Here is a 14808-nt window from a genome sequence, read left to right as displayed (position 1 = left end):
CAGCACTTACCGCCCGTGACGACTCAACCATTGTTCGGCCAGCACACGCGCCTTCGCATCTGCCGTGAACACTGCTTCAAGATCATCCAGCGCCACCACAGGCTCGAGATTCAATGTTTCCTCGATGATACTCGCGATTTCCGGGTAACGAACCCGTCCGTCGAGAAACGCCGCAACAGCGACTTCGTTCGCCGCATTCAGCATCGCCGGCGCACTATTGCCCGCCTCGGCTGCCTGCCGGGCCAGACGCAGACAAGGGAAACGCTCTTCATCCGGTGCCTGGAAGTCCAGGCGCGCAATGGCAAACAGATCCAGCGGCGGCACACCCGAATCAATTCGCTCAGGCCACGCCAGGGCGTTGGCGATTGGCGTGCGCATGTCCGGGTTGCCCAACTGAGCCAATACAGAGCCATCGATGTAGTCGACCAGCGAATGAATCACACTCTGAGGATGAATCACCACTTCGACCTGGGATGGCTTGGCATCGAACAGCCAGCAGGCCTCGATCAACTCAAGCCCTTTGTTCATCATGCTGGCCGAATCGACCGAAATCTTGCGCCCCATGGACCAATTCGGGTGGGCACAAGCCTGCTCAGGCGACACATGCGCCAGTTCCGCCATGGGCGTTTGCCGGAACGGACCTCCGGAGGCCGTGAGCAAAATCCGGCGCACACCGACTGCGCCGAGGCCACGGGCAAAATCCTGTGGCATGCACTGGAAAATTGCGTTGTGCTCACTGTCGATCGGCAGCAAAACCGAACCGCTCTTGCGCACGGCTTGCATAAACAGCGCACCGGACATGACCAGCGCTTCTTTGTTGGCCAGGAGGATTTCTTGCCCGCCTCCACTGCCGCAATGGTCGGACGCAACCCGCCGCGCCGACAATGGCCGCCATCACTGCATCGACCTCAGGATCGGCGGCGACCTGGCACAAACCTTCTTCCCCCACCAGCACACGGGTCGATAAACCTGCCGCATGCAAATCATCCTGCAAGCCGCGGGCAGCGCTGGCTTCAGGTACTACGGCGAACCGGGGGCGTGGCGCACACATAGCGCCAACAACTCACTCAAACGGGTAAAACCGCTCAAGGCGAAAACTTGATAACGCTCGGGGTGGCGCGCGATGACATCCAGGGTGCTCAGACCGATCGAGCCGGTTGCCCCAAGAACGGTAATCTGCTGGGGACGGCTCACGGTGCTGCCATCCACAACAGCACCGAAAACACGGGAATCGCAGCGGTCAGGCTGTCGATACGATCCAGCACACCGCCGTGACCAGGCAGCAGATTGCTGCTGTCCTTGATTCCGGAATTGCGCTTGAACATGCTTTCGGTCAGATCGCCTACGACCGAGATAAATACGATTACGGCTGCGCCGATCAGGCCCTTGAACAACTCGGCAACGGTCCAGTCACGGACAAACCCGACGACGACGGTGATGACCAGACTCACGGTCAAGCCACCATAAACGCCTTCCCAGCTCTTTCCAGGACTGACCTGCGGCGCTAGCTTGCGCTTGCCGAAGGCCCGGCCGGAAAAGTACGCGCCAATATCGGCCCCCCAGACCAGCACCATCACCGCCATGATCAGCCAGTTGCCCAAGGGCTGCTGTTTGATCTGAATAAGGCCTTGCCAGGCCGGCAGCAAGATCAAAAGACCGATCACCAGCTTGCAGGCCGCACTGGCCCAGTGCTCGTTGGAGCGTGGATACGTCAGCACCAGATAGGTCGCAACCCCCCACCAGAGTACCGAAGCCCCCAACACCCAAGGCGCAAGGCCGGGAAGGATATGCATGACAAACAGCATCAACGCGACTACAGCGGCATAGGCCAAGCGCATCGACTGGGCAGTGAAGCCCGCCAGACGCGCCCATTCCCAGGCACCGAGGGTCACAACCAGCCCGATGAACAGTGCAAATCCTGAACCCTCGAGCAGGAAAAACCCGCACAGGGCAATCGGCAGCAGGATCAGCGCAGTGATGATTCGTTGTTTAAGCATTTAAACCCGGGCTCCAGCCTCGACCTGCTCGCTCGTTTTACCGAAGCGACGCTGGCGAGATGCGAAATCAGCCAGCGCATTACGCATGGCGTCGTGTTTGAAGTCCGGCCAGAACAGGTCGGAGAAAAACAACTCAGCGTAAGCCAGTTGCCACAGCAGGAAGTTACTGATGCGATGCTCGCCGCCGGTACGAATGCACAAGTCCGGCAACGGTTGATCGCCGGTGGCCAGGCACGTTTGCAGCAATTCTGGCGTGATGTCTTCCGGACGCAAGTGCCCGGCCTGAACTTCCCGAGCCAGTCGCTGAGCGGCCTGCGCGATATCCCACTGCCCGCCGTAATTGGCGGCGATCTGCAGGATGAAACGATTGCTGCCGACAGTCATGGCCTCGGCTTCACGCATGGCAGCTTGAAGTTCCGGATGAAAACGCGAGCGGTCGCCAATAATGCGCAAACTGATGTTGTTGTCATTCAGGCGCTTGGCCTCGCGACGCAATGCCCTGAAGAACAGATCCATCAAGGCACTGACCTCATCGGCCGGGCGTTGCCAGTTCTCACTGGAGAACGCGAACAGGGTCAATACTTCAACCCCGGCTTCGGCACACACCTCGATGACCGCACGAACTGCATCCACACCCGCTTTATGACCGGCGACACCCGGCATAAAGCGTTTTTTCGCCCAGCGATTATTACCATCCATGATGATCGCGACATGGCGCGGCACCGCGGACGGCGCAGTCTGCTTAGTCTTGTCCATGAAAACGCGACCCTTATACGGCCATCAGGTCTTTTTCTTTCTGCGCCAAGTCCGCGTCAATTTTAGCCACGAACTTTTTGGTCAAATCATCGATCTCGCCAGTGGCGCGACGCTCTTCGTCTTCGCTGATTTCTTTTTCCTTGACCAGATCCTTGAGCTGGCTGTTCGCATCACGGCGGATATTGCGCACCGCAACACGCGCGTCTTCAGCAACGTCGCGAGCCTGCTTGGTGAAGCCCTTACGGGTTTCTTCGGTCAGGGCCGGCATGGAGATCAGCAGCAACTCACCCAGGTTGGTCGGGTTGAGGTTCAGGCCAGCACTACCGATGGCTTTGTCGACGGCGCCCAACATATTGCGTTCAAAGGCAACGACCTGCAGGGTACGGGCGTCTTTAACGGTGATGTTCGCCACCTGTTTGATCGGGGTGTCGGAGCCGTAGTACGGCACCATCACGCCTTCCAGAATGCTTGGGTGCGCTTGGCCGGTACGAATTCGACCGAAGTTGTGCGCAAGCGATTCCACGGACTTTTGCATGCGCTCTTGAGCGTCTTTCTTGATTTCGTTGATCATTGTTGGCCTTCCTCGATCAGGGTCCCTTCAGCGCCACCATGCACGATGTTCAGCAGGGCGCCGGGCTTGTTCATATTAAATACGCGCAGCGGCATTTTATGGTCGCGGCACAGGCAAATGGCCGTCAGATCCATCACGCCCAGCTTGCGATCCAGCACTTCATCGTAGGTCAGATGATCGAACTTCTCGGCATGCGGGTCTTTGAATGGGTCAGCGGTGTATACGCCATCGACTTTGGTCGCCTTGAGCACGACATCAGCATCGATTTCGATCGCACGCAGGCAGGCAGCCGAGTCCGTAGTGAAGAAAGGGTTGCCAGTACCGGCCGCGAAAATCACGACTTCCTTGGAGTTCAGGTGACGCATGGCTTTGCGGCGATCGTAGTGATCGGTCACGCCAACCATGGAAATGGCCGACATCACGATAGCGGAGATATTGGCACGTTCGAGCGCATCACGCATGGCCAGTGCGTTCATCACAGTGGCCAGCATGCCCATGTGGTCGCCGGTAACCCGATCCATGCCGGCTGCGCTCAGCGCTGCACCGCGGAACAAGTTGCCGCCACCGATTACCAGACCGACCTGAACGCCGATGCCGACCAGTTGGCCAACTTCCAGCGCCATGCGATCCAGAACCTTCGGATCGATCCCGAACTCTTCCGAGCCCATCAGGGCCTCGCCGCTAAGTTTGAGTAGAATGCGTTTATAGCGAGCCTGATAACCACTGCCCTGCTGAGCCATTGCGAATCTCTCCTGCGGCGTATTTTAAAAATTCTTTGCGAGCTGTTTTCAGCTGGCGTTCACTCTTGCTTGGCACTGCTTCAGCGCCATCGGAACATGGCTTTGTAAGCCAGTTCCAAAAGGAAACCAATTAAAAAATTGGTGCCCCATCTGAAAAGAGGCTGCGCGCGTGAGCGGGCAGCCTCTTCAGGGCGACAGTTAAAAAACCGTCTTATTGCTTGGCGGCAGCCAGCTGAGCAGCAACTTCTTCAGCGAAGTTATCAACTGGCTTCTCGATGCCTTCGCCGACCTTGAAGTAGGTGAAGGAAACGATTTCAGCGCCAGCTTTCTTGGCCAGGTCGCCGATCTTGATTTCAGGGTTCTTTACGAACGCCTGCTCAACCAGGCTCGCTTCAGCCAGGAACTTGCTGATACGGCCTTTGACCATGTTTTCAACAATGTTTTCTGGTTTGCCGGCGATCTTGTCAGCGTTGAGGGTCAGGAACACGCCTTTCTCGCGCTCGATCGCTTCAGCGGAAACTTCCGATGGCAGCAGGAATTCAGGGTTGGTAGCCGCTACATGCATAGCGATGTCTTTGGCCAGCTCAACGTCGCCGCCCTTGAGAACAACCGCAACACCAATCTTGTTGCCGTGCAGGTAGCCACCAACAACATCACCTTCAACGCGAGTCAGGCGACGGATATTGACGTTTTCGCCAACCTTGCCGACCAGAACCAGGCGATCGGTTTCTTGAGCTTCGATCAGCGGAGCGACGTCAGTCAGTTTGTCAGCGAACGCTTTTTCAACGCTGGCAGCAACAAATGCCTTGAAGTCGTCCTGCAGAGCCAGGAAGTCGGTCTGCGAGTTCACTTCCAGAAGAACGGCGGATTTACCGTCTTCCTTGAGTGCGATTGCGCCTTCAGCGGCAACGTTACCGGCTTTCTTGGCAGCCTTGATGGCGCCCGAAGCGCGCATGTCATCAATGGCTTTTTCGATGTCGCCGCCAGCCTTGGTCAAGGCCTTTTTGCAGTCCATCATGCCTTCGCCAGTACGCTCGCGCAGTTCTTTGACCAACGCTGCAGTAATCTCTGCCATTTCAAAATTCCTCTTGGATAGGTTATCAACCATTCCACCCGATCGAACGGGCGTTCAATTCTTCCCGAACCACCTTTGTTAGCTGCCGCACATTACAGATAAAACAGTGGGCGCCGACAAATGGTTTTCGAGGTGGCAAAAAGGGGGCCAAGCCCCCTTTTTGCTTACTGAGTCAACGCCAGGGCGTCAATTACTCAGCTGCAGCCTGAGTTTCTTCAGCTACGAACTCTACAGTGCCGCCAGCAACATTGTTGCGACCACGGATAACGGCGTCAGCCATCGAACCCATGTACAGCTGGATAGCGCGGATTGCGTCATCGTTGCCTGGGATGATGTAGTCAACGCCTTCCGGGCTGCTGTTGGTATCGACTACGCCGATAACCGGGATGCCCAGCTTGTTGGCTTCGGTGATCGCGATGCGCTCGTGATCAACGTCGATAACGAACAGAGCGTCTGGCAGACCGCCCATGTCCTTGATACCACCCAGGGAACGATCCAGCTTTTCCAGGTCACGGGAGCGCATCAGCGCTTCTTTCTTGGTCAGCTTGGCGAAAGTACCGTCTTCGGCTTGTACTTCAAGGTCACGCAGACGCTTGATGGAAGCACGGATGGTTTTGAAGTTGGTCAGCATGCCGCCCAACCAGCGGTGATCGACGTACGGCGAACCGCAACGTGCTGCTTCTTCAGCAACGATCTTGCCAGCGGAACGCTTGGTGCCGACGAACAGAATCTTGTTTTTGCCCTGGGCCAGACGCTCTACGAAAGTCAGAGCTTCGTTGAACATAGGCAGGGTTTTTTCAAGGTTGATGATGTGGATCTTGTTACGCGCGCCGAAAATGTATTTACCCATTTTCGGGTTCCAGTAACGGGTCTGGTGACCGAAGTGCACACCGGCCTTCAGCATATCGCGCATGTTGACTTGGGACATGATAGTTCCTTAATAAGTCGGGTTTGGCCTCCACGTATCCCAATGACCAACCAGCAGCATCAGCTGAAGGCACCCAGGTCATCGTGTCGACACGTGTGTGGATTTAGGCTTCACGGGGCATCCCCGGAAAGCGGCGCATTTTATACCACAGGGAAGGGAAAAACGGAACCCGGATTCTGAAATCCTGGCGGGAGGGGTGTTTCAGCCCTTGGAATCCGCCCGGAATGCTCCATTCTATAGAGGGAAGCGATGTACAGAGGCGCGGATTTGCGCTGATCGTCTGATAGAATCGCGTTTTTCAGGGCTGCGAAGTTCGATCGCACAATGCCCATTCCGTTTGTAAAGCGCCGTCGAGCGCAGAGAGAGCCTGTATGACCGTCACCCTCAAAACCCCCGAGGACATCGCAAAAATGCGCATCGCCGGCAAACTGGCTGCCGATGTGCTGGAAATGATTGCTGAGTATGTCAAACCGGGCGTGACCACCGATCAACTGAACCAGATCTGCCACGACTATATCGTCAACGAGCAGAAAGCCATCCCTGCCCCGCTCAACTACAAGGGCTACCCGAAGTCGATTTGCACTTCGATCAACCACGTCGTATGCCACGGCATCCCGAACGATAAGCCGCTGAAAGATGGCGACACCCTCAACATCGACGTCACCGTCATCAAGGACGGTTACCACGGCGATACCAGTCGCATGTTCCACGTCGGCACTGTACCGGTATGGGCCGAGCGCCTGTCACAAGTGACCCAGGAATGCATGTACAAGGCGATTGAAATCGTCAAACCCGGCTGCCGCCTCGGCGACATCGGCGAAATCATCCAGAAGCACGCTGAAAGGAACGGTTTCTCGGTGGTTCGCGAATTCTGCGGCCACGGTATCGGTAAAGTCTTCCACGAAGAACCGCAGATCCTGCACTACGGTCGCGCCGGCACCGGCATGGAATTGAAGGCCGGCATGACCTTCACCATCGAACCGATGATCAACCAGGGCCGTGCCGACACCAAGGTGCTGGGCGATGGCTGGACTGCGATCACCAAGGACCGCAAGCTGTCGGCACAGTGGGAACACACCCTGCTGGTGACCGAGACCGGTTACGAGATCTTCACTTTGCGCAACGACGACACCATCGCGCGCGTTTCGGCCTGATCCGACCGCACAGCTCCCAGCCTTATAGATAGGAAAGCCAATCGATGCCGCAGGTGGATCCCGAACTCTTCGACCGCGGCCAGTTCCAGGCTGAACTGGCCTTGAAGGCAAGCCCGATCGCGGCCTTCAAGAAGGCGATCCGCCAGGCCCGCGAAGTGCTCGACACGCGCTTTCGCAACGGCCGTGACATTCGCCGGTTGATCGAGGATCGTGCCTGGTTCGTCGATAACATCCTGCAAAAGGCCTGGGACCAATTCAACTGGAGTGAAGACGCTGATATCGCACTGGTCGCGGTCGGCGGCTACGGTCGAGGCGAGCTGCACCCATACTCCGACATCGATCTGTTGATCCTGCTGGACAGCGCCGACCATGAGGTTTTCCGCGATTCCATCGAGCGTTTTCTCACGCTGCTGTGGGACATAGGCCTGGAAGTCGGTCAAAGCGTTCGTTCGGTCGACGAATGCGCCGTCGAGGCCCGCGCCGACCTGACGGTGGTGACCAACCTGATGGAAAGCCGAACCATTACCGGCCCGGAACATCTGCGCCAACGCATGCTGGATGTCACTAGCACGGCACACATGTGGCCGAGCAAGGATTTCTTCCTGGCCAAACACGCCGAGCAGAAAGCCCGTCACCACAAGTACAACGACACCGAATACAACCTGGAACCCAACGTCAAAGGCTCGCCTGGTGGCCTGCGGGACATCCAGACGATTCTCTGGGTGGCCCGTCGCGAGTACGGCACCCTGAACCTGCGGGCACTGGCGGGCGAAGGTTTCCTGGTCGAAAGCGAAAACGCCCTGCTGGCTTCTTCCCAGGAGTTTCTGTGGAAAGTGCGTTATGCCCTGCACATGCTCGCCGGGCGCTCCGAAGACCGGCTGCTGTTTGATCACCAGCGCACCATCGCCAAGCTACTGGGATTCGAAGGTGACGACGCCAAGCAGGCTATCGAAAACTTCATGCAACAGTATTACCGCGTGGTGATGAGCATTGCCCAGCTCAGCGACTTGATCATCCAGCACTTTGAAGAAGTCATCCTCGCCCCGGAAGATGAGGCCCCGCCACAACCGATCAACTCGCGCTTCCAGCTGCACGACGGTTATATCGAAGCGCGCAATGACAACGTGTTTCGCCGCACCCCGTTCGCCATGCTGGAAATCTTTGTGCTGATGGCACAACAGCCAGAAATCAAGGGCGTGCGCGCCGATACTATTCGCCTGCTGCGCGAAAACCGCCACCTGATCGACGACGATTTCCGCAACGACATCCGCAACACCAGCCTGTTCATCGAGCTGTTCAAGTGCAAGATCGGCATTCACCGCAACCTGCGCCGGATGAACCGCTACGGCATTCTCGGGCGTTATCTCCCGGAATTTGGCTTTATCGTCGGGCAGATGCAACACGATCTGTTTCACATCTATACGGTCGATGCGCACACCCTAAACCTGATCAAACACCTGCGTAAATTGCAGTACACACAGGTGTCAGAAAAATTCCCGTTGGCCAGCAAGCTCATGGGCAAGCTGCCCAAACCTGAATTGATCTATCTGGCCGGCCTGTACCATGACATCGGCAAGGGCCGGCATGGCGACCACTCGGAAATCGGCGCGGTAGACGCCGAGGCTTTTTGCCAGCGTCACCAGCTTCCCGTATGGGACAGCCGCTTGATCGTCTGGCTGGTGCAGAACCATCTGGTGATGTCGACCACCGCCCAGCGCAAGGACTTGTCCGACCCACAGGTGATCCACGATTTTGCGCAGACCGTCGGTGACGAAACCCACCTTGATTATCTGTACGTGCTGACTGTCGCCGACATCAACGCCACCAACCCCACGCTGTGGAACTCCTGGCGTGCCAGCTTGTTGCGTCAGCTCTACACCGAGACCAAACGCGCGTTGCGTCGTGGCCTGGAAAACCCGGTGGACCGCGAAGAACAGATCCGCCAGACCCAAAGCGCTGCTCTGGACATCCTGGTACGCGGCGGCACCGATCCAGACGATGTCGAGCAGTTGTGGGCACAGTTGGGCGATGACTATTTTTTGCGTCACACCGCTGGCGATGTCGCCTGGCACACCGACGCGATCCTCCAGCAACCGGCCGAAGGCGGGCCGCTGGTACTGATCAAGGAAACCACACAACGAGAATTCGAGGGTGGCACGCAGATCTTCATCTATGCGCCGGACCAGCACGACTTCTTCGCGGTGACCGTAGCCGCGATGGACCAGCTCAACCTGAACATCCATGACGCCCGGGTCATCACCTCCAGCAGTCAGTTCACCCTCGACACCTACATCGTGCTCGATACCGACGGCGACTCGATCGGCGATAACCCGACGCGGGTCAAACAGATCCGCGACGGCCTGACCGAAGCCCTGCGCAACCCGGATGACTACCCGACGATCATCCAGCGCCGGGTACCGCGACAGCTCAAGCATTTCGCCTTCGCACCGCAGGTGACGATTCACAACGATGCGCAACGCCAGGTGACCGTGCTGGAACTGACAGCCCCCGACCGCCCTGGCCTGCTGGCGCGGATTGGCACGATATTCCTGGAATTCGACCTGTCGTTGCAAAACGCCAAGATCGCCACCCTCGGCGAGCGCGTGGAAGACGTGTTCTTCATCACTGACGCCAATAATCAGCCGCTGTCCGATCCGCTGCTTTGCAGTCGCTTGCAGGACGCTATCGTCGAACAACTGAGCGTCAACCAGGACCCCGATATCAAACTGTCGCGCATCAGCATCTGAATCAACAGCCCGCCCTTTTGTAGGAGCTGGCTTGCCAGCGATGGATTCACAGGCACCGCGTTTACCCGGCAAGCACGGGTTATCGTTAACGACCATCGCTGGCAAGCCAGCTCCTACACCGAACGAGATTTATCGATGAACAACGCTCTGACCCAGCTCCAGCCCTACCCGTTCGAGAAACTGCGCGCCCTGCTCGGCAGCGTCACGCCCAACCCGGACAAGCGCCCTATCGCATTGTCCATCGGTGAGCCAAAGCACCGCTCGCCAAGTTTTGTCGCCGAGGCACTGGCCAGCAATCTGGATCAAATGGCCGTATACCCGACCACCCTCGGTATCCCGGCTTTGCGTGAAGCCATTGCCGCCTGGTGCGAGCGCCGTTTCGGTGTTCCCAATGGCTGGATCGACCCGGCGCGCAACGTGCTGCCGGTCAACGGTACCCGTGAAGCGCTGTTCGCCTTCACCCAGACCGTGGTCAACCGTGGCGACGACGCGCTGGTTGTCAGTCCGAATCCGTTCTATCAGATCTATGAAGGTGCGGCGTTTCTCGCTGGCGCCAAGCCGCATTACCTGCCATGCCTGGATGAAAACGGCTTCAACCCGGATTTCGATGCGGTTTCACCGGACATCTGGAAACGCTGCCAGATCCTGTTCCTGTGCTCGCCGGGCAACCCGACCGGTGCGTTGATCCCGGTCGACACCCTGAAAAAACTGATCGCCCTGGCCGACGAACATGACTTCGTAATCGCCGCCGACGAGTGCTACAGCGAGCTGTACTTCGACGAACAAACCCCGCCACCGGGCCTGCTCAGCGCCTGCGCGGAACTGGGCCGCAAGGACTTCAAGCGCTGCGTGGTGTTCCACAGCCTGTCCAAGCGCTCCAACCTGCCGGGGCTGCGCTCCGGTTTTGTCGCCGGTGATGCGGATATCCTCAAAGGTTTCCTGCTCTATCGCACGTACCACGGCTGCGCGATGCCGGTTCAGACGCAACTGGCCAGCGTTGCCGCGTGGAACGATGAAGAGCACGTGCGCGCCAACCGCACGCTGTATCGAGAGAAGTTCGACGCTGTACTGGAAATCCTCGAGCCGGTTCTGGACGTGCAACGCCCTGATGGCAGCTTCTATCTGTGGCCGAATGTGGCCGGTGACGACGCAGCCTTCTGCCGCGACCTATTCGAGCAGGAGCATGTGACGGTGGTACCGGGCTCCTACCTGTCGCGCGATGTGGATGGCGTTAATCCAGGTGCCGGGCGTGTGCGCATGGCATTGGTTGCGCCGCTGGCCGAGTGTGTTGAAGCCGCCGAGCGCATTCGCGACTTCATCCAGCGCCGGTAGGAGCGAGCTTGCTCGCGATGGTTTCGATAACGCCGCGATGCCAAGCCGCCAGTGTTATCGTTGACGACCATCGCGAGACCACAGCCGACGCGAAACCGTCCGGTCATGGCATAATCCGACACCTTTTTTATCCAGCACCTGTAAAGGGGGCGATTCCTTGACCGTTTCAAGCAAAACGTTGCACCTTTTCGGCATCAAAGCCTGCGACACCATGAAAAAGGCGCGCACCTGGCTCGATGAACACGCTGTCAGCTATGACTTTCATGATTACAAAGCGGTCGGTATTGACCGTGAACACCTGGCCCAATGGTGCAACGAGCACGGCTGGGAAGTGGTGTTGAACCGTGCAGGCACGACCTTTCGCAAGCTCGACGACGAACGCAAAGCCGATCTCGACCAGTCGAAAGCCATTGAACTGATGCTCGCACAACCGTCGATGATCAAGCGCCCGGTGCTCGATCTCGGTGACCGAACCCTGATTGGCTTCAAGCCAGATATCTACGCGGCCGCACTCAAGTAAGCAGCCCGTTTCAATTTGTTAGAGGTATCAACATGTCCACTACCCTGTTCAGCCTGGCCTTTGGTCTCGGCACTCAAAACCGTCAAGGCGCATGGCTGGAAGTGTTTTACGCGCAACCATTGCTCAACCCATCGGCCGAACTGGTCGCGGCCATCGCGCCGATCCTGGGTTACAGCGAAGGCAACCAGGCCATTGCCTTCAGCAATACTCAGGCAGCGCAACTGGCTGAAGCCGTCAAAGGCGTAGATGCGGCCCAGGCTGCCCTATTGACTCGTCTGGCCGAAAGCCACAAGCCGCTGGTCGCCACCCTTCTGGCCGAAGATGCCCAGCTGTCGTCCACCCCAGAGGCATACCTCAAGCTGCACCTGCTATCCCATCGCCTGGTCAAGCCACACGGCCTGAACCTGGCTGGCATCTTCCCGTTGCTACCGAACGTTGCCTGGACCAGCCAGGGCGCCATCGATCTGACCGAACTGGCCGAGCATCAACTGGAAGCGCGCCTGCGCGGCGAGCTGCTGGAAGTGTTCTCGGTGGACAAGTTCCCGAAAATGACCGACTACGTGGTACCGGCCGGCGTGCGTATCGCTGATGCGGCCCGTCTGCGTCTGGGCGCCTACGTCGGCGAAGGCACCACCGTGATGCACGAAGGTTTCATCAATTTCAACGCTGGTACCGAAGGCCCGGGCATGATCGAAGGTCGCGTATCCGCTGGCGTATTCGTCGGCAAGGGTTCGGACCTGGGCGGCGGTTGCTCGACCATGGGCACCCTGTCGGGCGGCGGCAATATCGTGATCAAGGTTGGCGAAGGCTGCCTGATCGGCGCCAACGCCGGTATCGGCATCCCGTTGGGCGACCGCAATACTGTTGAATCGGGCCTGTACGTCACCGCTGGCACCAAAGTGGCACTGCTGGACGAGAAGAACCAACTGGTCAAAGTTGTGAAGGCCCGTGAATTGGCTGGTCAGACCGACCTGCTGTTCCGCCGCAATTCGGAAACCGGCGCCGTGGAATGCAAAACCCACAAGTCGGCCATCGAACTGAACGAAGCGCTGCACGCTCACAACTAAGCGCAGCAGATTCCTGTAGGAGCGAGCATGCTCGCGATGGACGTTAACGATAACGCAGGGCATCAGGTAGCCCGTGTCGTCGACGCGTTTTTCGCGAGCATGCTCGCTCCTACAGGGTCAGAGGCACCCCCCGCAGGGCCCGACAACATGATGATTCCTTCCCCCTGGCGCGCCGATTTTCCGGCCATCGCCGCTCTGCAACGGCAAGACCAGACCTATCTGGACAACGCCGCCACCACGCAAAAACCTCAAGCCTTGCTCGACGCCCTGGCGCATTACTACGCCAACGGCGCGGCCAACGTGCATCGGGCGCAACACCTGCCCGGCGCCCACGCCACCCAGGCGTTCGAGGACAGCCGCCGCAAAGCCGCGCAATGGCTCAATGCCGGTGACAGCGGACAGATCATCTTTACCCACGGCGCGACTTCTGCGCTGAACCTCCTGGCCTATGGTCTGGAACATCTATTCCATCCGGGCGATGAAATTGTCATCAGCGCCCTGGAACATCACGCCAACCTGCTGCCGTGGCAGCAACTGGCTCACCGCCGCGAACTGAAACTGGTGATCCTGCCACTGGATGCGGACGGCGTAATCGACCTCGACGCGGCCATTCGATTGATCGGCCCACGCACGCGCTTGTTGGCGGTCAGCCAGTTGTCCAACGTGATCGGCGCCTGGCAACCACTGTCCGCGCTGCTGGCGATGGCCAAGGCGCACAACGCTTTGACGGTAATCGACGGCGCTCAGGGCGTAGTCCATGGCCGACATGACGTGCAGTCACTGGGGTGCGACTTTTATGTCTTCTCCAGTCACAAACTGTACGGCCCCGATGGCCTGGGCGTGTTGTTCGGGCGCAACGAAGCACTGCAACAACTGCGCCCCTGGCAGTTCGGCGGCGAGATGGTGCTGGACGCCAACTATCACGATGCACGCTTCCGCCCGGCACCGCTGGGTTTCGAGGCGGGCACGCCGCCGATTGCCAGCGTGATTGGCCTGGGCGCAACTCTGGATTACCTCGCCGGGCTCGATCAGGATGCCGTGTCTGCCCATGAAGTGGCGCTACATGACTATCTGCTCAAGGGTCTTGAGGCCCGCAACGGCATTCGACTGTTGGGCAAGCCGCATTTGGCACTGGCCAGTTTTACCGTCGAGGGCGTGCATAACTCAGATCTGGCGCACTTGCTGACAGAACAAGGGATCGCGGTACGCGCCGGTCACCACTGCGCCATGCCGCTGCTCAAAAGCTTCGAACTGGCCGGGGCGATTCGGGTTTCGTTGGCGTTGTATAACGATTCCGAAGATCTGGAACGGTTCTTTGACGCGCTGGACCAGGCGCTGGAGTTGCTGCGATGAGCTTGCCTGCCGAAGCCGTGATAGCGCTGGATACCTTTCAGAAAGCCGCGGGCTGGGAACAACGGGCCCGCCTGTTGATGCAATGGGGCGAGCGCCTGCCTGCGTTGAGCGACGAAGAAATGTGCGACACCAACCGCGTGCACGGCTGTGAAAGCCAGGTGTGGCTGGTGGGCAAACTGCACGACGGTCATTGGCAGTTCCATGCCAATAGTGACGCGCGGCTGATACGCGGATTGGTGGCGCTGCTGCTTGCACGGGTAATGGATTGTCAGCGGTTGAGTTGCAGCAGGTGGATTTGCCGGACTGGTTTAATCAACTGGGGCTCGGTCGCCAGTTGTCCCAGTCGCGTAGCAATGGTCTGAATGCGGTGCTTCAGCGAATGAATGAGTTGGCTGGTTAACTCTGCACCTGTAGGAGCGAGGCTTGCCCGCGAAAGCGGTGTGTCAGGCAGGACGCCTTCGCGGCAAGCCTCGCTCCTACAGGTTTTGCATCTATTGGGGTCAGGTGGGTTTGACGCGCTCCGCCGGCCGCCTCACCCCAGCCACAATCTTGTCCACAGCCTTGGTCG

12 protein-coding genes and 2 pseudogenes are annotated in these 14808 nt (G+C 58.5%); 7 read left to right on the top strand and 7 right to left on the bottom strand.

Annotation, left to right across the window (positions count from 1 at the left end; translation table 11 throughout):
• Positions 1–6 precede the first annotated feature (6 nt).
• The 7 genes and pseudogenes from ispC to rpsB form a co-directional block, all read right to left on the bottom strand.
• Positions 7–1194 (bottom strand): annotated as a pseudogene (gene ispC, locus CES87_RS20345) (1-deoxy-D-xylulose-5-phosphate reductoisomerase).
• Positions 1191–1997 carry a phosphatidate cytidylyltransferase gene (locus CES87_RS20340; protein WP_128607519.1) on the bottom strand — a complete coding sequence of 269 codons (807 nt, stop codon included), beginning with the start codon at positions 1995–1997 and terminating at the stop codon, positions 1191–1193. Before CES87_RS20340 ends, ispC begins: the two are co-directional and overlap by 4 nt.
• On the bottom strand, positions 1998–2753 hold the full coding sequence (gene uppS, locus CES87_RS20335) for a polyprenyl diphosphate synthase (RefSeq protein WP_128607518.1): 756 nt from the start codon (positions 2751–2753) through the stop codon (positions 1998–2000).
• Positions 2754–2766: 13 nt separating this feature from the next.
• Positions 2767–3324: a ribosome recycling factor gene (gene frr / locus CES87_RS20330; protein ID WP_008000041.1), complete on the bottom strand. Its 558-nt coding sequence runs from the start codon at positions 3322–3324 to the stop codon at positions 2767–2769.
• Entirely contained in the window at positions 3321–4064 is a 744-nt protein-coding gene (gene pyrH, locus CES87_RS20325) for a UMP kinase (RefSeq protein WP_003189161.1), read from the bottom strand. Before pyrH ends, frr begins: the two co-directional genes overlap by 4 nt.
• Positions 4065–4275: 211 nt before the next feature.
• Positions 4276–5139, bottom strand: a complete 864-nt coding sequence (gene tsf, locus CES87_RS20320; protein WP_128607517.1) for a translation elongation factor Ts — start codon at positions 5137–5139, stop codon at positions 4276–4278.
• A gap of 190 nt (positions 5140–5329) precedes the next feature.
• A complete protein-coding gene (gene rpsB, locus CES87_RS20315) occupies positions 5330–6067 on the bottom strand; it encodes a 30S ribosomal protein S2 (protein ID WP_019581025.1) in 738 nt (245 codons plus the stop codon).
• 371 nt (positions 6068–6438) lie between these two features.
• Between rpsB and map the strand changes: the two genes are divergently transcribed.
• The 7 genes and pseudogenes from map to CES87_RS20280 all read left to right on the top strand — a co-directional run bounded on the left by map (position 6439) and on the right by CES87_RS20280 (position 14640).
• Complete coding sequence (gene map / locus CES87_RS20310; RefSeq protein WP_128607516.1) at positions 6439–7221, top strand: type I methionyl aminopeptidase; 783 nt, start codon at positions 6439–6441, stop codon at positions 7219–7221.
• 44 nt (positions 7222–7265) lie between these two features.
• A complete protein-coding gene (locus CES87_RS20305; RefSeq protein ID WP_128607515.1) occupies positions 7266–9968 on the top strand; it encodes a [protein-PII] uridylyltransferase in 2703 nt (900 codons plus the stop codon).
• Between the two features lie 135 nt (positions 9969–10103).
• Complete coding sequence (gene dapC / locus CES87_RS20300; RefSeq protein ID WP_128607514.1) at positions 10104–11300, top strand: succinyldiaminopimelate transaminase; 1197 nt, start codon at positions 10104–10106, stop codon at positions 11298–11300.
• 157 nt (positions 11301–11457) lie between these two features.
• Complete coding sequence (locus CES87_RS20295) at positions 11458–11820, top strand: ArsC family reductase (RefSeq protein WP_128607513.1); 363 nt, start codon at positions 11458–11460, stop codon at positions 11818–11820.
• Between the two features lie 32 nt (positions 11821–11852).
• Positions 11853–12887 (top strand): 2,3,4,5-tetrahydropyridine-2,6-dicarboxylate N-succinyltransferase, encoded by a 1035-nt coding sequence (gene dapD, locus CES87_RS20290; RefSeq protein WP_128607512.1) that lies wholly within the window; start codon positions 11853–11855, stop codon positions 12885–12887.
• Between the two features lie 147 nt (positions 12888–13034).
• Positions 13035–14240, top strand: a complete 1206-nt coding sequence (locus tag CES87_RS20285; RefSeq protein WP_128607511.1) for an aminotransferase class V-fold PLP-dependent enzyme — start codon at positions 13035–13037, stop codon at positions 14238–14240.
• Positions 14237–14640: pseudogene (locus CES87_RS20280) on the top strand (SufE family protein). Before CES87_RS20285 ends, CES87_RS20280 begins: the two are co-directional and overlap by 4 nt.
• The last annotated feature ends 168 nt before the right edge of the window (positions 14641–14808 follow it).

This window comes from Pseudomonas sp. ERMR1:02 (assembly GCF_002277815.1).
Taxonomy (GTDB): domain Bacteria; phylum Pseudomonadota; class Gammaproteobacteria; order Pseudomonadales; family Pseudomonadaceae; genus Aquipseudomonas.
This window is presented reverse-complemented; position numbering and strand designations above follow the sequence as displayed.